General features: G+C 62.8%; 19 protein-coding genes. 15 read left to right on the forward strand and 4 right to left on the reverse strand.

Annotation, left to right across the window (positions count from 1 at the left end; all coding sequences use genetic code 11):
- Positions 1-15 precede the first annotated feature (15 nt).
- The 3 genes from G405_RS0113465 to G405_RS0113475 form a co-directional block, all read right to left on the reverse strand.
- Positions 16-1,740, reverse strand: a complete 1,725-nt coding sequence (locus tag G405_RS0113465; protein ID WP_022702045.1) for a patatin-like phospholipase family protein — start codon at positions 1,738-1,740, stop codon at positions 16-18.
- 33 nt (positions 1,741-1,773) lie between these two features.
- Positions 1,774-2,613, reverse strand: coding sequence for an enoyl-CoA hydratase-related protein (locus G405_RS0113470; protein ID WP_022702046.1), 840 nt, complete (start codon positions 2,611-2,613; stop codon positions 1,774-1,776).
- Positions 2,614-2,685: 72 nt separating this feature from the next.
- Entirely contained in the window at positions 2,686-3,489 is an 804-nt protein-coding gene (locus G405_RS0113475) for a DUF5694 domain-containing protein (RefSeq protein WP_022702047.1), read from the reverse strand.
- Between the two features lie 141 nt (positions 3,490-3,630).
- On the opposite strand from G405_RS0113475, the gene G405_RS0113480 reads away from it, so the two are divergent.
- The 13 genes from G405_RS0113480 (at position 3,631) to G405_RS0113540 (ending at position 14,220) form a co-directional block, all read left to right on the forward strand.
- Positions 3,631-5,238 (forward strand): carboxyl transferase domain-containing protein, encoded by a 1,608-nt coding sequence (locus G405_RS0113480; RefSeq protein ID WP_022702048.1) that lies wholly within the window; start codon positions 3,631-3,633, stop codon positions 5,236-5,238.
- Positions 5,239-5,289: 51 nt separating this feature from the next.
- Positions 5,290-5,535 (forward strand): type II toxin-antitoxin system ParD family antitoxin, encoded by a 246-nt coding sequence (locus G405_RS0113485; RefSeq protein ID WP_022702049.1) that lies wholly within the window; start codon positions 5,290-5,292, stop codon positions 5,533-5,535.
- Between the two features lie 6 nt (positions 5,536-5,541).
- On the forward strand, positions 5,542-5,835 hold the full coding sequence (locus G405_RS0113490; protein ID WP_022702050.1) for a type II toxin-antitoxin system RelE/ParE family toxin: 294 nt from the start codon (positions 5,542-5,544) through the stop codon (positions 5,833-5,835).
- A 54-nt stretch (positions 5,836-5,889) separates the two neighbouring features.
- Positions 5,890-6,510: an SOUL family heme-binding protein gene (locus G405_RS0113495; RefSeq protein ID WP_022702051.1), complete on the forward strand. Its 621-nt coding sequence runs from the start codon at positions 5,890-5,892 to the stop codon at positions 6,508-6,510.
- 78 nt (positions 6,511-6,588) lie between these two features.
- Positions 6,589-7,173 carry an NAD(P)H-dependent oxidoreductase gene (locus tag G405_RS0113500; RefSeq protein ID WP_022702052.1) on the forward strand — a complete coding sequence of 195 codons (585 nt, stop codon included), beginning with the start codon at positions 6,589-6,591 and terminating at the stop codon, positions 7,171-7,173.
- A gap of 26 nt (positions 7,174-7,199) precedes the next feature.
- Positions 7,200-7,517: a hypothetical protein gene (locus G405_RS0113505; protein WP_022702053.1), complete on the forward strand. Its 318-nt coding sequence runs from the start codon at positions 7,200-7,202 to the stop codon at positions 7,515-7,517.
- 147 nt (positions 7,518-7,664) lie between these two features.
- On the forward strand, positions 7,665-8,039 hold the full coding sequence (locus G405_RS0113510; RefSeq protein WP_022702054.1) for a hypothetical protein: 375 nt from the start codon (positions 7,665-7,667) through the stop codon (positions 8,037-8,039).
- 147 nt (positions 8,040-8,186) lie between these two features.
- Positions 8,187-8,984 carry an enoyl-CoA hydratase-related protein gene (locus G405_RS0113515; protein ID WP_022702055.1) on the forward strand — a complete coding sequence of 266 codons (798 nt, stop codon included), beginning with the start codon at positions 8,187-8,189 and terminating at the stop codon, positions 8,982-8,984.
- 5 nt (positions 8,985-8,989) lie between these two features.
- Positions 8,990-9,850 (forward strand): DUF817 domain-containing protein, encoded by an 861-nt coding sequence (locus G405_RS0113520; RefSeq protein ID WP_022702056.1) that lies wholly within the window; start codon positions 8,990-8,992, stop codon positions 9,848-9,850.
- 67 nt (positions 9,851-9,917) lie between these two features.
- Positions 9,918-11,903 (forward strand): acetyl/propionyl/methylcrotonyl-CoA carboxylase subunit alpha, encoded by a 1,986-nt coding sequence (locus tag G405_RS0113525; RefSeq protein ID WP_022702057.1) that lies wholly within the window; start codon positions 9,918-9,920, stop codon positions 11,901-11,903.
- A gap of 86 nt (positions 11,904-11,989) precedes the next feature.
- Entirely contained in the window at positions 11,990-12,928 is a 939-nt protein-coding gene (locus G405_RS0113530; protein ID WP_022702058.1) for a cupin-like domain-containing protein, read from the forward strand.
- A 104-nt stretch (positions 12,929-13,032) separates the two neighbouring features.
- Entirely contained in the window at positions 13,033-13,800 is a 768-nt protein-coding gene (locus G405_RS0113535; protein WP_022702059.1) for a hypothetical protein, read from the forward strand.
- Between the two features lie 9 nt (positions 13,801-13,809).
- Positions 13,810-14,220, forward strand: coding sequence for a DUF1489 family protein (locus G405_RS0113540; protein ID WP_022702060.1), 411 nt, complete (start codon positions 13,810-13,812; stop codon positions 14,218-14,220).
- A gap of 1 nt (position 14,221) precedes the next feature.
- On the opposite strand, the gene panC is transcribed toward G405_RS0113540, so the two are convergent.
- A complete protein-coding gene (panC, locus tag G405_RS0113545; RefSeq protein WP_022702061.1) occupies positions 14,222-15,094 on the reverse strand; it encodes a pantoate--beta-alanine ligase in 873 nt (290 codons plus the stop codon).
- Between the two features lie 88 nt (positions 15,095-15,182).
- Here panC and G405_RS0113550 point away from each other — a divergent pair, with 88 nt between their 5' ends.
- Both G405_RS0113550 and G405_RS0113555 read left to right on the forward strand, forming a co-directional pair.
- Complete coding sequence (locus G405_RS0113550; RefSeq protein WP_022702062.1) at positions 15,183-15,728, forward strand: SPOR domain-containing protein; 546 nt, start codon at positions 15,183-15,185, stop codon at positions 15,726-15,728.
- Positions 15,729-15,803: 75 nt separating this feature from the next.
- Positions 15,804-16,667, forward strand: coding sequence for a division plane positioning ATPase MipZ (locus G405_RS0113555; protein WP_028284820.1), 864 nt, complete (start codon positions 15,804-15,806; stop codon positions 16,665-16,667).
- The last annotated feature ends 3 nt before the right edge of the window (positions 16,668-16,670 follow it).

Raw genomic sequence — 16,670 nt, forward strand, 5'->3', positions numbered from 1 at the left:
TTCGTCAGCTGAGGTCTAGATGAAGCGGCTGGCCAGGGCTGATGGCATTTGCTCGAGCATCTGCTTGGCGCTCTTGTATCCGGCCTCCACCGCCTCATCGAACCGTTTCCAGTCGCGCATGTCGAGATCAAGCTCGGGCAGGACCAGAATATCCGCCGCGCGCCGGGTGAGGGCGTGCTGCTCCAGCGTGCCGGCGGTCGCCGCGCGCATCAGCAGCGATGCGATGGGCGGTGGATCTGACAGGCCGTGGCGCGCCACCCAGCCAGCGAAATTGGGCGGGTCGCGAAAATCGTCGGCGTTGATGGCGTTATTGCGGGTGACGTCCGAGCCGACATTGACGCCCCGGTGATAGGCTTTGAGCTCCTGGATCGGGAAATTGTTGAAGACCGCGCCGTCCACCAGCACGTCGTCGCCGTCCACAATGGGCGGCAACAGGCCCGGGATCGCGATCGAGGCCCGCAGCGCACGCGCCAGTGAGCCGGAACGGTGAATGCACGTCGCGCCGGTCGACAGGTTTGAGGACACGCAAAAGAACGGGCGCGGCAACTCAGCGATATCCACATCGCCGAAATGCTCTTTCAGACGCCGGTCCACGCGCTTGCCGCGCGTGAGGCTGACCACCGGCATCACCCAGTCGCTGAGCGGGTTGGAGGCGACAAAGGCGCGCCGCATCCGGTCCTCCAGCTCTTCATTGTCCCAGCCCAAGGCCGCGCCTGCCGCGATAATGCCACCCATCGAGGCGCCGCCAAAGAAATCAAATTCCACGCCGGCCTCTTTGAAGGCCCGGATCGCGCCTACATGAGCATAGGCGCGTGAACCGCCGCCCGACAGGACCAGTCCCACCGATTTACCCGCCATGGTGCGCGCCATATGGCGGACATCGCTGGCGTTATGCTGGCGCCAGTGAAAACACCGGGCGGCGTCCGCCGCGCTGATCCACTCGGACGGCGCAGCGGCTTTGCGCACGCCTTCATTGTGCACCATCACCACGTCGATCAGTTTCAGTTTGGCGGCCGGCGAAGGATCGTCGGGCATGAGCGGAATGGAGGGGCGGGCGTCGGCGCGCGCCAGCATCCAGATGCGGTCCGCCCGCGCCATGGCGCGACGCGCCCAGTTGGTGTCGCCCAGCCGGGCCTGAAGGATGACGATGTCATGCTCGGCCTCAAGAATATCGAGTTTGGGGCCGGGCCAGTCCGCGCACTCAAGCCCGCAAGCGATCGCGGATACGCCCATCTCCTTGAGCGCTGTCTTCAGAAGATCGCTGCGATATTCGAGATCAATCGTCGGCGAGGTCGAGATCAGCGCGAAGACGCGCGGCTCGGACCGGCGATAGGAATCTCCGGTCCGGATGCGCGACAACATCATCTTGCTCAGCTCGCGCATCAGCGAGGCATGCTTGTTGGTCAGCTTGTCAAAAGCGGCCTTGGGCAGGCGCACCAGCTCTGAATCGCGCAGGGCGTAGACGCTGGCTGAATGGGGGCGGTCCTCGACCAGCGCCATCTCGCCAATCGGCTCGCCGGCCCGGATATGCCCGACCAGTTCGGGACGGGCGTCGGCGCCGGTGCGAAAGGCGGCGAGGGCGCCGGAGCGGACCAGATAGAAGGAATCCGCGACCTCGCCCTCTTCAAACAGGGTCTGGCCGGCGGGCAGGCAGAACCATTCCACCTCCGCCTCCACAGCGGACAGCGCGGCTTTTTCAACGCGGTTGAAAAATGGAAGAAAGCGCAGTCCCAAAGCCATGGTCCGTGATCCTTCTTTCAAGCCCTCCTAGGGTTAAGACTGCCCCATGCGCCTGACCGGCGTCAAAGCCTGGAACTGACCCTCACGCTTTTCACCACGGGCGGTGATCGCCTCCATGATGTCTTCAGGACACCAGAGCGAGGCCTGAAGCGTCATGGCGTGCTCGAGGCTGTCAGCCACGGTGTGATCGCGCGCATAGAGGAAGGAGCGTTTGACGCCGGAGATCGTCAGCGGCGCCTTGCTGGCGATTTTTTCAGCCACTGCGTCCACATGGGCCTTCAGCGCTTCAGGGCTTTCAAGGACTTCATTGTACAGCCCCAGCTTTTCAGCGCGCTCAGCGCTCAGGGTTTCACCGGTATAGGCCAGCTCCCGCGCCACGCCTTCGGGGATCAGGCCCGGCAGGCGTTGCAGCGTGCCCACATCGGCGAACATGCCGATATTGGTCTCTTCAATCCGCATCCAGGCGTCTTGCGTGCCATAGCGCATGTCCGCCGCGCAGATCATGTCGACGCCGCCGCCCACGCACGGGCCCTGAATGGCGGCGATCACCGGAAAGCGCGCTTTTTCAAACGCCGTGAAGCTGTCTTGCAGCGCTGTCGCAGCGGTCATGAAGGCTTCGCGCATCGAGGCTGAGTCGGTTTTCAGCGCATTGGGATCGGTGAAGACCGAGATATCCATGCCGGCGGTGAACACCGGGCCTTCCGCGTCCAGGATCAACACGCGGGTTTCGCCTGCGTCAGACAGGGCGCCCACAGCATGGGGCAGTTCCGCCCAGAAGGCGGGCGTCATGGTGTTGCGCTTGTCCGCCCGGTTCAGGGTGATGCGGGCGATCGGCCCGTCCTGTGTGACTTTGAAACTGGTGTACTCGGTCATGGTGTCTCCTCCGTGGAGACACCATGCCGAGCCCTTAAGGCGTGAACAAGCGTTGCAGCTGCGCGCGCTTGCTTATTGCGGCAGCGCGTCGAGCGGGTCGACCACCCGGAAACCGGGCGCATCTTCAAAGAATTGCTCCAGAAGATGCTTGTGACCAGCGCCGTAGATCAGAAGGAGACGATCGCCGGGTTCGGCGTGACGGGCGGCGTTGGCGAAGATCGCCAGATTGCGCGTCCACCAGGTGCTCATTTCCTGAACTCCGATGGGAGCGTCCGCCGAGCCCATCTGCGCGAGTGTCAGGTAAAGCCCGTGGGAGTCATGGACGAAGGGACCATTGGACGCCCGCAAGCGCGCGGCGACCGAGCCGCTCTCCATATGCGCCATCACGTCGGGCATGGCGGCGTTGAAATTGCCGAATTCGCCCAGCAGCCGGGTCTGGCCCGCCTCATCGGCCGCCGTCATCATGCCCTCGAAATCCATACCGGACGCCCAATCAATGGCGTACAGGCGTTCATGGCCCAGTCGAGCGGCCAGACGCATGCCCAGTTGCTGGCGCTCGTTGACCGTCAGAGCGTGCTCGCCCGCCAGATAGGCCTGATATTCGGCGTTGAACGAGTCTTCGTAGTCAGGGGTGAGCTCGACCATCACCTTGGTCGGCGCGAATCCGGCCAGCGCCTCGATCACCTGCTCGATCTCGGCCTGGCGCTCAGGCGCCAGATGGTCGTCGACCTGGGCGTTGTGCAGGTCCTGACCGCCGCCGGTGAAGTGATAACTGCCCAGAACCATCACCTCGATGGGCGCGGCGTCAGTTTCAATCCATTCGGTCTGAACCGGGGAGGAGAGGAGGGAGAGGGCGAGTGAAAGCGTAGCAAGCATGACAACCTTCCAGAGTTTGAAGTCTTCTAATGTCCGGATGATGCAACGGGGCGCCCGATCGGATGCAAAGCGTTGCGCGAGGGGGGCGCGGCGCGCTAAGCAGCGCGTCAGTCTTGTTCCACCAGACGGAAAAATCGCGCCATGACCGAACTTCACACCCAGCTCGACACGTCCTCAGACAGCTTCAAGGCCAACTCACAGGCCATGGACGCGCTGGTCGCCGAGTTGCGGGAGAAGACCGCCGAAGCCGCCAAGGGCGGCAATGAGCGAGCGCGCGAAAAGCATCTCAAGCGCGGCAAGCTGTTGTCTCGTGATCGGGTGCAGCGCCTGCTCGATCCCGGCTCGCCCTTCCTGGAGCTGAGCGCACTGGCCGCGCACGGCATGTATGAGGGCGATGTGCACGGCGCGGGCATGATCACCGGCATTGGCCGGGTGTCGGGCCGCGAGTGCGTGATCGTGTGTAATGACGCCACCGTGAAGGGCGGCACCTACTATCCGATGACGGTGAAGAAGCATTTGCGGGCGCAGGAGATCGCGCGCGAAAACCGCCTGCCGTGCATCTATCTGGTGGATAGCGGCGGCGCGAACCTGCCTCATCAGGCGGAGGTGTTTCCCGACAAGGAGCATTTCGGCCGCATCTTCTTCAACCAGGCCAATCTGTCCTCTGAAGGCATCCCCCAGATCGCTGTCGTCATGGGCAGCTGCACCGCGGGCGGCGCCTATGTGCCCGCCATGTCGGATGAGAGCGTCATCGTGCGTAAACAGGGCACGATCTTCCTGGGCGGTCCGCCGCTGGTGAAGGCGGCGACGGGTGAGGTGATCTCGGCGGAAGATCTCGGCGGCGCCGACGTTCACGCGCGCGAAAGCGGCGTGGTGGATCATTACGCGGCGGATGATGACCATGCGCTGCAGATCGCGCGCCGTATCGTCGCCGGGCTCAACACCGTCAAACCCAAACAGCTTTTCCTGGAAGACCCGCGCGATCCGCGCCTTGACCCCAAAGAACTGGGCGGCGTCATTCCCGCCGACACCCGTCAGCCCTTTGACGTGCGCGAAGTGATCGCGCGCCTGGTGGACGGTTCTGAGTTTGACGAGTTCAAGAAGCTCTATGGCGAGACGCTGGTGACCGGGTTTGCCCGGCTTCACGGCATGCCTGTGGGCATCATCGCCAATAATGGCGTGTTGTTCTCTGAAAGCGCGCTGAAGGGCGCGCACTTCATCGAGCTGTGCTGCCAGCGCAAGATCCCGCTTCTGTTCCTGCAAAACATCACCGGCTTCATGGTCGGCTCCAAATACGAGGCGGGCGGCATCGCCAAGGACGGCGCCAAGCTCGTCACGGCTGTATCCACCGCGAAAGTGCCGAAAATCACCGTGGTGATTGGCGGCTCCTATGGCGCGGGAAATTACGGCATGTGCGGCCGGGCCTTCGGTCCGCGCTTCCTGTTCATGTGGCCCAATGCCCGCATCTCGGTGATGGGCGGCGAACAGGCCGCCAGCGTGCTCGCCACCGTCAAGCGCGACGGCATGGAGCTGCGCGGGGAAGAGTGGAGCGCTGAAGCCGAGGAAAGCTTCAAGCAGCCGATCCGTGAGAAGTACGAGGAAGAGGGCTCGCCCTATTACTCCACCGCCCGCATCTGGGATGACGGCGTGATCGAACCCCAGGACACCCGCCGCGTGGTTAGCCTGGCCCTGTCCGCCGCGCTCAACGCCCCGGTCGAGGACACGAAATTCGGCGTTTTCCGGATGTAGTTTGGCAATCTTTGCCAATTTATGGCATGCTTTGGTCAAAAGGAGCATGCCATGGCGACGATGAATGTCTCTCTGCCTGATGCGATGAAGGCCTGGGTCGAAGCGCAAACCGAGGACGGGCGCTACAGCAACGCCAGTGATTATGTGCGCGACCTGATCCGTCGGGATCAGGACAGGCATACCAAGATTAATCACATGCAGACCCTGGTGACTGAAGCGCTGGAGAGCGGGGAGGGCTCACGCACTCTCGATGAGTTGCGCGCCGCAGCCTTGAGCCAATTGAACGCTGCCGAGTAAGGGGCGATGGGCTATCGGCTCAGCCGCGCCGCTGAAGACGACATCATCGCGCTGTATCTTGACGGCATTCGCCAGTTCGGGACTGCACAGGCTGATCGGTACCTGACTGAACTCGAACAGGCTTTTGATTTTCTGGCGGCCCATCCCTTCGCCGCCCGTGAAAGAACAGAGATCGACCCCCCTGTTAGGTGTCATGCGCATGGCGCTCACATCGTGATTTATCTTGTGGACCCGCCAGCAGAAGTCCTGATTTTGCGCCTTCGCCATGGTCGAGAGGATTGGGAAACTGCCCCCTTCTGATCCAGCCCGGATTGCGTCGCGTATAGAGCTCCATGACACACAAGGAGCTTCACCATGCGTCTCTTCGCTTGCCTGACCGGGCTGGTTGCAGCGCTCATCGCGAGTCCCGCCATGGCCGCTGAAGAACCCGCCTATACGCTGGTGGAGCGCGATGGCCCCATAGAGATCCGCGACTACGCGCCCCAGATCATCGCTGAAGTGGTGGTCGAGGGCGATCGCCGGCAGGCGAGCGGCCGCGGCTTCCGTCCGTTGGCCGGGTATATCTTTGGCGATAACCAGCCGCGCGAAGAGATCGCGATGACCGCGCCGGTCACCTCCACCCGTTCGGGGCAGGAGATCGCCATGACGGCGCCGGTGACCACGGAAGCCGACGCGGAGGGGCGCTGGACAGTGGCTTTCATCATGCCGCCTGAATGGACCATGCAGACGCTTCCCGAGCCCATGAATGATGACGTCAGCCTGCGCGAACAACCGGCGCGGCGCCTGGCCGTCTATCAGTTTTCCGGCATGATGAACGACGCCCGCGCCCAAAGGGGCCGCGAGGCGCTGGACGCGTATCTGCAAGAGCGCGGCCTTGAGCCGCTCAGTGCGCCGACCTACGCGTCTTATGATCCGCCCTGGATACCGGGACCGTTCCGGCGCAACGAGGTCTGGGTGGAAATCGCCGCGAGTTAAGTGCTCAGACTCGGGCCCTGTGTCGCATGCAAGAGCGGAATGAATGGCGGTATTCTCTCCTTAACAGAGGAGAGAGCCATGATCCGCAAAGTCTGCCTTCTCAACGCCCACCCCGATCCGTCGCCGGAGCGCTTCTGTTCGGCGCTGACAGACGCCTATGAAGAGGCGGCGCTGGAAACGGGGTGCCGGGTTTCACGCTTCAATCTGGGCGAGCTGGAGTTGCCGGCGCTCGACCGGGCGGAGGATTTTCTGACCCCGCCAGACCTGATGCTCAACCCTCTGCGGGATGCAATGCGCGACGCGGATCATGTGACGATGATCTTCCCGCTCTGGCTGGGCGGCCTGCCGGCCAAGTCGCGTACGGTGCTGGAGCATCTTGCTCGCGGCGGCTTCTTTCTCGATCAGAACAAGGAAGGCGCCGGCTGGCCGACCCAGAAGATGAAAGGCAAGTCCGCGCGCCTGATCGTGACCATGGGCATGCCCGGAGCGGCCTATAAGCTTTTATTCGGCGCTCACTCGCTAAAGGGGCTGGAATCCGGCATGTTCAAGATCTCGGGATTCGGACCCGTCCGTCACAGTGTCTTCGGTCTGGTCGACTCCAGCCCGCAAAGACGTGAGCGCATGCTCAAAGCCGTGCGCAAGCTGGGCAGACTGGCGTCCTGAAGCTCTATTCGGTCTGGGGGACGATCATGGACATTCTAAACGACGTGCTGGCGTTCATGCGCGCTGGCTTTAACGAAATTAACGCGGTGCAGGGGCTGCTGATCGCTCTGATCGCGGCGTTTGTGTTGCCTGATCTCAAGCGCTTGCCTGTCATCGTTCTGGCGGCCACGGTGATCCATCTGGCGGTGGATGTTCTGATCCCGGTGATCGCCAACGGAGCGGCCATGCGTCTGCCGCCGATCCTGGAAGGCACGTACTGGCGCTACTCCGCCGTCGTGCTGGTGGGGTATCTGGTGGTCATTTCAATCTTTGCGATCATCAAACGTCTGCTCTTCAAGCGTTAACCCTGTGTGCTGAAAAAACCTGAGGATTCCTGTCTGCAGTGTCGCTTTTTGGGCGCTGCAACAAGAGTTTTGCTTGATTTTTGTTAACTTCTTGGCACGCTTCACTCAGTGACGGCCTGTATCAGGCTGGCTGGCGAGGGGATGACTATGGAATTTATCGATCAAATCTGGGCTTATATCGAGCCTGTCTGGGCCTGGCTGATGGCCGGCCTGCAATACTCCATTCATGGCGACGGCGGATCCATCAACTGGATCTTCCTGGGCGTTCAAATGGGGGTGATCGGGCTGGTGATGGCCCTGCTGATGCAGGAATATGCTGCAATCCTGATCTTCACGGTGATGGCGGCGATCGTGCATGTGATCGTTGATGTGGTGCTGCCCATGGTGCGCGACGGGGCCGCCTTCTCGATCCCGCCGGTGACGGACATGCTGTACTGGCAATACATCGCCTTTCTGGGCGCGGCCTATCTGGTCGGCCTGACGGTGCTGTTCATCATCAAGTCCATCGTAATGCCGCGCTAACGCGTCCGCTTTCTGCGGTCAAAACAGCCCGTCGCCGGACCCGGCGGCGGGCTGTCGTCATTTGGACGCAGAGCTGACGGCTTGGCCCAGACCGCGCGGCGCTGTAATCAGGGAACTCCACCGGCGATAACAAAAAGGCGATGTCTGATGGCTGCTGAAAATGAAGTTCTGCTCGATGTGACCCCAGGCGGCGCGGCTATCGTGACGCTGAACCGTCCTGACAAGCACAATGCGTTCAACGCTGACATCATCGCCCGCCTGTCCGACATCTTTGAAACCTTGCGCGCCAACACCGATGAAGTGCGCGTGGTGTTCCTGCGCGGCGCGGGCAAGAGCTTTTCCGCCGGCGCGGATCTGGAATGGATGAAGGCCGCGGCCGACTGGACCCATGACGACAATCAGGCCGATGCGCTGAACCTCGCGCGGATGCTCAAGCGCCTCTACGATCTGCCCCAAACCACCATTGCGCTGGTGCAGGGCGCGGCCATGGGCGGCGGCGCCGGCCTGATGGCGGCGTGTGATGTGGCCGTGGCGGTGAAAGACGCCAAGATCCGCTTCTCTGAAGTCCGCCTGGGGCTGACGCCCGCCACGATCTCTCCGTTTGTGGTGCGCGCCATCGGTCCGCGCTATGCGCGCGCCCTTTTTGCGACCGGCGAAGGCTTTGACGGCGAATACGCGCACAAGATGGGCCTCGCCCAGTATGTGGTCGAAAGCGCGGACGAGCTTGACGACATGATGGAATACCTGGGCAAGCTGGCCTTCCAGACCGCGCCGGGCGCGGTGCGCGACGCCAAGGACCTGGTGGACATGGTCGCCGGTCACGAGATCAACGACGATCTTCTGCGCAAGACCGCCCATCAGATCGCCGATCGCCGGGTGAGCGAGGAAGGCCGCGAAGGCCTCGCCGCCTTCCTCGAAAAGCGCAAACCCTTCTGGGCGGACTGACGCGCTTGAGCCTGCGTGAGCTTGAAGCCTGGTTTCACCGTGAGCGGGAGGCCTTGCGCGCCCGCTGGGTGAGGGGGCCATGGTCGCTCGCCGCCTTTGAGTTTCTCAGCTTCGGGATCAAGCAGGGCTGGGCCTGCCTGTTTGGCGGTCTCATGCTGGCGCTCATCCTTGGCGTCTATCTGTTTTACCCTGATAGCGCGCCGCTGCACCGGTTTGACGTCATCACGCTGGGCGCGGTGGCCATCCAGCTGGGCATGATTGCGTTTCGTCTCGAAAGCTGGGCGGAAGTGCGCATCATCGCGGTCTTTCACGTCGTCGGCACCGCGATGGAAGTCTTCAAGGTGCATGCGGGCTCCTGGGTCTATCCCGGGGCGGATCAGGCTTTGTTCGCCATCTGGGGCGTGCCGTTGTTTTCGGGCTTCATGTACGCCAGCGTCGGCAGCTACATGACCCGGGTCTGGCGCATTTTCGATTTCCGCTTTGACCGGTTCCCGCCCGTCTGGGCGCAGGCGGTGCTGGCGCTCGCCATCTACATCAACTTCTTCAGCCATCATTACGTGATCGATGTACGCTGGGCGCTGTTCGCCGCCAGCGCGCTGATCTACGGGCCGTGCGTGATCTGGTTCCGGCCGGACCGAAAGCATCGGTTCATGCCGTTATTGCTGGGGCTGGTGCTGGTGGCGCTGTTTATCTGGTTCGCCGAGAATATCGGCACCTATGCGCGCGCCTGGAGCTATCCGGGCCAGGAGCATCAGTGGACAATGGTGTCGCTGGCCAAGCTGGGCAGCTGGTTCTTGTTGATGCAAATCAGCTTTGTTCTGGTGGTGCTGACCCGGGGCGCCGAACGTCCTGATAAACAGAGCTAAGCTTGCACACAGGCACGGCTTGCCCCAAAACCGCGCCAACAGCTTTCACCGCAATGGATGCCAGCCCATGATGAAAAAGCTTCTGATCGCCAATCGGGGCGAAATCGCCTGCCGCGTGATGCGCACCGCACACAAGCTGGGCGTCGCCACTGTCGCGGTCTATTCCGAAGCCGATGCGGACGCGCCCCATGTGCGTCTGGCCGACGAAGCGGTCCTTTTGGGGCCTGCGCCGGCGCGGGAGAGCTATCTGAAAGCAGACCTGATTCTCGCCGCCGCAAAAAAGACGGGCGCTGACGCGATTCATCCCGGCTATGGCTTTCTGTCTGAGAACGCTGACTTCGCCCGTGCCTGCGCCAAGGCGGGCGTGACCTTTGTGGGGCCGTCTCCGGAAGCCATCGAAGCGATGGGTCTGAAAGACCGCGCCAAGGCGCTGATGGAGAAGGCGGGCGTGCCAGTGACGCCGGGCTATCACGGCGCGGAGCAGGACCCCGACCATCTCAAGGCCCAGGCCGATCAGATCGGCTATCCGGTGCTGATCAAGGCGGTCGCCGGCGGCGGCGGCAAGGGCATGCGCAAAGTGGAGGCGTCGGACGCTTTCCTGGAAGCGCTGGAAAGCTGCAAACGCGAAGCGGCCTCGAGTTTTGGCGATGACCGGGTGCTGATCGAGAAATTCATCTCCAGCCCGCGCCATATCGAGGTGCAGGTGTTCGGCGATTCTCGCGGACGGGTGGTGCATTTCTTCGAGCGCGATTGCTCGCTGCAGCGCCGTCACCAGAAAGTCATCGAGGAAGCCCCTGCGCCGGGCATGACGCCGAATGTGCGTGCGGCCATGTGTTCGGCCGCGGTGCGCGCGGCTCAGGCTGTGGATTATGTCGGCGCCGGCACGGTGGAGTTCATCGTCGACGGCTCCGGTCCGCTGCGCGAAGACGGGTTCTACTTCATGGAGATGAACACCCGTCTTCAGGTCGAACACCCGGTGACCGAAGCCGTGACCGGCACCGACCTGGTGGAGCTGCAATTGCGCGTCGCGTCAGGCGGCTCAGTGCCGGAACAGGACCAGATCCATCTCAAGGGCTGGGCGATGGAGGCGCGGCTCTACGCCGAAGATCCCGCCACCGGTTTCCTGCCCTCCATCGGGCCGCTGGACTATCTTGATCTGCCTGACACCGATCTCGCCAATGGCGTGCGCACCGATTCCGGCGTGCGTCAGGGCGGCGAAGTCTCGCTGCATTATGATCCGATGATCGCCAAGCTGATCACCTTCGCCGACACGCGCGAGGACGCGATCGACCGTCTGGTGGATGTGCTGGATACGCAAGTGCGCGTCTATCCGGTCAAGACCAATGCCGGCTTCCTGCGCCGGGCCCTGACCCATGCCGATTTCCGCGCCGGCGAGGTGGATACCCGCTTCATCGACGCGAGACTGGAAGAGCTGGCCCCCAAATCGCCGCCGGCGTTCAGCTATATCGCCGCCGCTTTGAGCCTGACGGACGGGGCGGGCGCATTCACCTCGAACACGGACCCCTGGGCTGTCGCGGACGGTTTCCGCGCCAACTCGGACGCCGTCATCGAGCTGGGGTTTCAGGCTGATGAAACACGTCTGCCTGTTTCGCTGTCGCCTGAGGGGGGCAGGGTGACCGCTCAGCTGGGCGAACAGCGCCATGGGCTGTCTGATCTGTGCCTGACCGATAAGCAGGTGCACGCCCGGTTGGATGGCCGGACTGTTTCGGCGCGCGTCGAGACGCGCCATCGCGGCGTGCTTGTGGCCACTCAGGGTGAAACGCATCTGATCAGCCTGTTCAACCCGGCGGCTCTGGCGGATGCGCTGGAGGCGGGCGGCGCGGTCAAGGCGCCCATGCCCGGCAAGGTCTTGTCTGTGCCGGTCAAAGCCGGAGACTCTGTCAAAAAGGGGCAAACCCTGGCCGTGCTGGAAGCGATGAAGATGGAGCACGCTCTGTCTGCGCCGCGCGATGGCGTGGTGGAAAGCGTGGACGCCGCAGAGGGCGATCAGGTCGGCGATGGCGCGATCCTGGTGACTCTCACGGACGAATAACGCCGTCAGGTTAGGGGTTGGCCCATCTGATGCACGGCTTGTGATCAGGGACGTCAAGGCGTCCCAGATTGCGACGGAGCCTTGTGATGACCGACCCTGTTTTGATCGACTGGAATGAAGACAAGCGGAAGGATTTCCGTGCTGGCGTCGTCACTGCACGCCATCGGCTTCATATGGATCCGGCCTTCAGCGAGCTGGCGCTGGCCGCGCTTCTGAACCGTCATCCCAAAGACCTGACAGATATTTGCACCATGGGCGATGACCCGACCGACCGCGAAAGCTGGCGAGCGGGAGAGGGCGGCGATCTGAAAGGCCGTGAGCTGATTGACGCCGTCCGCGCTGGCAAGCTGTGGATCAATCTGCGCCAGGCCATGGATACGGACGCGATCTACAAGCCCATTTTCGAGGCGCTGATCGCTCAGCTCAAGCGTCTCAATCCGGGATTCAACCCGCTGCGCGCCTATGGCGGCATTCTGATTTCCAGCCCGCGCGCCCAGGTGTTTTACCATTCCGACGTCTCCGAGACCCTGCTGCTGCACGTGAAGGGTAAGAAGCGCTTCCGGATTTATCCGCCGCGCGCCCCGTTCGTGGATGAGCAGTCCATGGAGGCGATCCTTCACAAGACCCAGACCGAGGACGTGCCGTTTGATCCGTCCTGGGACGCGCAGGCCGCCCAGATCGACCTTGATCCGGGCGCATTCGTGTCCTGGCCGCTGCATTCGCCGCACCGGGTGGAGAACCTTGAAGGGCTGAACGTGTCGATCACCGTCGAGATGGTGACGCCGCAATCCACGCTTCAAAACGGCGTCTATCACGCCAATGGCGTCATGCGTCAGGCCGGCTGGACCCCGCGTACAGCCTCGACCCGCGGCGTGCAGGCTTACGCCAAGCTGGGGCTGTCAAAAGCCTTCAAGGCGTATCAGGGCGCGTTCGGCGCCCAAGCGCGCCCGGCGCCCAAGAGCGAAACCACGTTCGACGTGGACCTGGCCCGCAAGGAAGGATTGACCGATCGCGCCCCTGCCTGACCCGGGCGCTGCGACCCGAGGCGTTTTGTCAGGTGTCCGCCCTAGTCTCGCCGCATTAGGAAGACGACAGTGTCGCTTCCGAGATGAGAAGAGGGTTTGCCCCCATGGTTCGCAGCCTGATGCTGGGCGCTTGCGCCGCGTTGTTTTCCGCCACGGCCTTCGCCCAATTGCCTGAGCCGCTTGAGCAGGCGCTTTCCGCGCCGATCAATGACCGTGAGGCGGCGCGCATAGATATGCGCATTGGCGTCAATAACGACCGCATCATGGTGCGTATGGTCGAATCCGAGACCGGTGACAGCGATTACACGCTGCTGGCGCCGCCGGAAGACACCCTCAATGAAGCCCAGCGGGAGCTGTGGGACGATCTTCTGGATGACGACGAAGATGAAACCGCGGACGAAGAGGGCGGCTTCAGCGCCGAGGATTTCGATCCTGAAGAGCTGCGCCGGATCATGGGCGAGGATGTCAGCCTGCTGCGTGAAGAAGACGGTCGCCTGATCTATGGCTTCGTGCCGCTCGCCATGCCGGACTCAGAGGGCGAGCCGGACCGGACCGAGCAGCGGATGCTCGAGGCGATGCAGGGTGAAGTTCACGTCAATGCGGCCAACGGCCATGTGCAGGCGTTCCATCTCAGGCTCCAAGAGAGCGTGAAGCCCAATTTCGCGGCTCGCATCGACGGCTTCCAGTTCCTGCAGGATTACGTCTTTGACGAAGCGGTGAACGGCCCGCGGCTTGCGAGCTTGCACTTCAACATCGCCGGGTCTGCGGCGTTCCAGTCCTTTGACGAGAACATGACCATCGAGATTCTCGACATTGAATGGGCTGCGCCGGCTGCAGGCGGACCGGTTGTTGAGGCGGCGGAGTCGCACTAATTCGGCGGTATGGCGCTGAATCTTGTCAAATTGTGCGTGGGCGTGGACTCGGTTGAGCAGCTGCAAGGCTGGCTCGACCGTCATGACGGACAGCCCACAAAGCACACCACGCGCATGACGCCAAAACGCAAGGATGAAATCCTGGCGGGCGGGTCTCTGTACTGGGTGATCAAACGCGTGATCCAGGTGCGCCAGACCGTGCTCGATCTGGAAGAGTTCACCGATTCCGAAGGGATCAAGCGCTGCAATATCTGGCTTGAGAACAAGCTGGTGCGTACGGCGCCGTCGCCCCGGCGCGCGTTTCAGGGCTGGCGGTATCTGAAAGCGGAAGATGCGCCTGCGGACCTGACAGAACATGCGGGCGGCGAGGACCTGCCTGAGGATCTACGTCTCAAGCTGATCGAGCTGGGCGCCTGGTAGCCTACTTTTTCGGAGCTGGGCGATTGTCGATCAGGCGCGTCTTGCCCACGCGCACCGCCGCCAGCACGCGCGCATCCCGGTCAATCGGACCTGAGGGCAAGGCTTCCAGGCTGTCGGCGTCACGCGCCACCACATAATCCACGCCGTCAAACGCCGATTGCGCCTTGAGTTGGGACTGATGCTGGGCGTCCGCCACATTCGCACCGCTCGACAACGCGTCCGCGAATTCGCGCAAGATCACATTCAGCCGCGCAGCGCGTTCGCGTTCGGTGGCGTTCAGATAGACATTGCGCGAGGAGAGGGCGAGGCCGTCGGCCTCGCGCACGGTCTCGCCGCCCTGGATCTCGACGGGCAGATTGAGGTCTGTGACCATGCGCCGGATCACCATGAGCTGCTGGTAGTCCTTCTCCCCAAACACGGCCACATCCGGCTGGACCTGGTTGAGCAGCTTGCAGACCACGGTCGCGACGCCGTTGAAGAAATGCGGGCGCGACACGCTTTCCATGCCGTGCGACGGACCGGTCAGCGAAACGCTGGTGACAAACCCCTCAGGATACATTTCACGCGCATCCGGCGCGTAGAGCAGATGGGCGCCCGTTTCCGCCAGCTTGTCCGCATCCTGTTCCAGCGTTCGCGGATAGGCGTCAAAATCCTCGCCGGGCGCAAACTGGGTCGGGTTGACGAACACGCTCGCCACAACGCGATCCGCCGAGGCCAGCGCTTGCTTTACAAGCGCAAGATGCCCTGCATGCAAGGCGCCCATGGTCGGCACGAAACCGATGCGCAGACCGTCGGCACGCCATTGACGGACCTGGTCTCTGACAGCGGCGATGGAATAGGCGGCGGGCAGGGCGAGTTCGGGACCGTGTGTCACGGCGGCCTCCTGGGCGAAAATAGCGGCTGCACGCTAGCCTTAGCCGTGGCAGTCTCGCAAGCGTGCGACTCGGTTTAGGGAATAAAGCATGCGCTTGGTCTTGATCATGATAGCGACGCTGGGTCTGACGGGCTGTGTCAGCATGGGCTCTCCCTCGATCGAGGGACGCGCCCGGCCTGCGCTTGAACTGGCGCAGCTTCTGGAAGAGACAGCCGCCCGTCATCCGGACCGCGTAGAGGCAGCCAGCGCCGAAATGGGGGCCTTGCGGGCCGCGCTGCTGACTCCTCCGCAAACCGTATCCATGACGCCCCAAACGACGACCCCGCCGATGTCTTTCGCCTCTGCGCCGGATCTTGAGGACGCGCAAAGCCTTCTGTACGCGGCGCATCTGGCGTCCTACCGGCTGTTGAGCAACGCCGAGATCGGCTGGCGACAACTGGGCGTGCAATTGCCGTCCCTGTCAGATACAGAGCCGCGCGTTGAGCGCGTGCAACTGGATCAGGGCGAGTTCCTGCGCCTGAAAGCGGGGCCCTTTGACAGCCGGTCCGAAGCACAGGCCCTGTGTGCGCAGGCGGAAGCGGCCGGGCTTTGGTGTCAGGCCACGCACTTTACCGGTGAAGCGCTGCCCGGTTAGGTCCATAACAGACCTTTCGAATATCTGCGGAGCGTGCTAGCGCCGCAGGCAATAAGGGTTTGGGGAGTCGTAACCGTGTCTGCTGGCGCCGTTGAGTCACCAGGTCGCGCCGCTGAGGGCGCGCATGTGATCGTGGTCGGAAATGAGAAGGGCGGCGCGGGCAAGTCCACCGTCGCTATTCATCTGGCCGTGGCTCTGATGCGCATGGGCCAAACGGTGGGCGTGATCGATCTCGACCTGCGCCAGGCCAGCCTGACCCGACATCTGGATAATCGCCGCCGGTGGGCCGATGCCCGCGGCGTCACCCTGCCCATGCCGGTCCAGGGGCGCTTGCCGATCTCTCAATCGCGCTCTCTTGATGATGTGGAATCCGAAGAACGGGCCGCCTGGGAGGAAACCCTGGGCCAGCTCAGACGCGGCTGTGACTTCATCATTGTGGATTCACCCGGCGGCGACACGCATTACGCCCGGCTCGCCCATGCCAGCGCCGACACACTGATCACGCCCATCAATGACAGCTTTGTGGACTTCGCCCTGCTGGCGGAGATTGACGGCGACAGCTTTGAAGTGGGCCGCCCCAGCGTCTATTCCGAAATGGTCTGGGAATGCCGCAAGCGCAAAGCCATGCGCGAGCGCAAATCCATAGACTGGCTGGTCATGCGCAACCGCATCTCCAATCTGGATTCCCGCAACAAGCGCCGTGTGGGCAAAGGTCTGAAAGCCCTGTCAGAGCGCGTCGGTTTCCGCCTCGCGCCGGGCTTTTCCGAGCGTGTGATCTATCGCGAGCTGTTTCCGGCCGGGTTGACCTTGCTGGATCTGACCGAAGCGGGATCGTCCATGACCTTCACCATGAGCCATGTGGCCGCGCGCCAGGAATTGCGCGAGCTGCTGATCGTGCTCAAACTGCCCGGACTGAGCGGAAAGCCGTTTCCGTTCTGATGG

Source organism: Oceanicaulis alexandrii DSM 11625, assembly GCF_000420265.1.
GTDB classification, from domain to species: domain Bacteria; phylum Pseudomonadota; class Alphaproteobacteria; order Caulobacterales; family Maricaulaceae; genus Oceanicaulis; species Oceanicaulis alexandrii.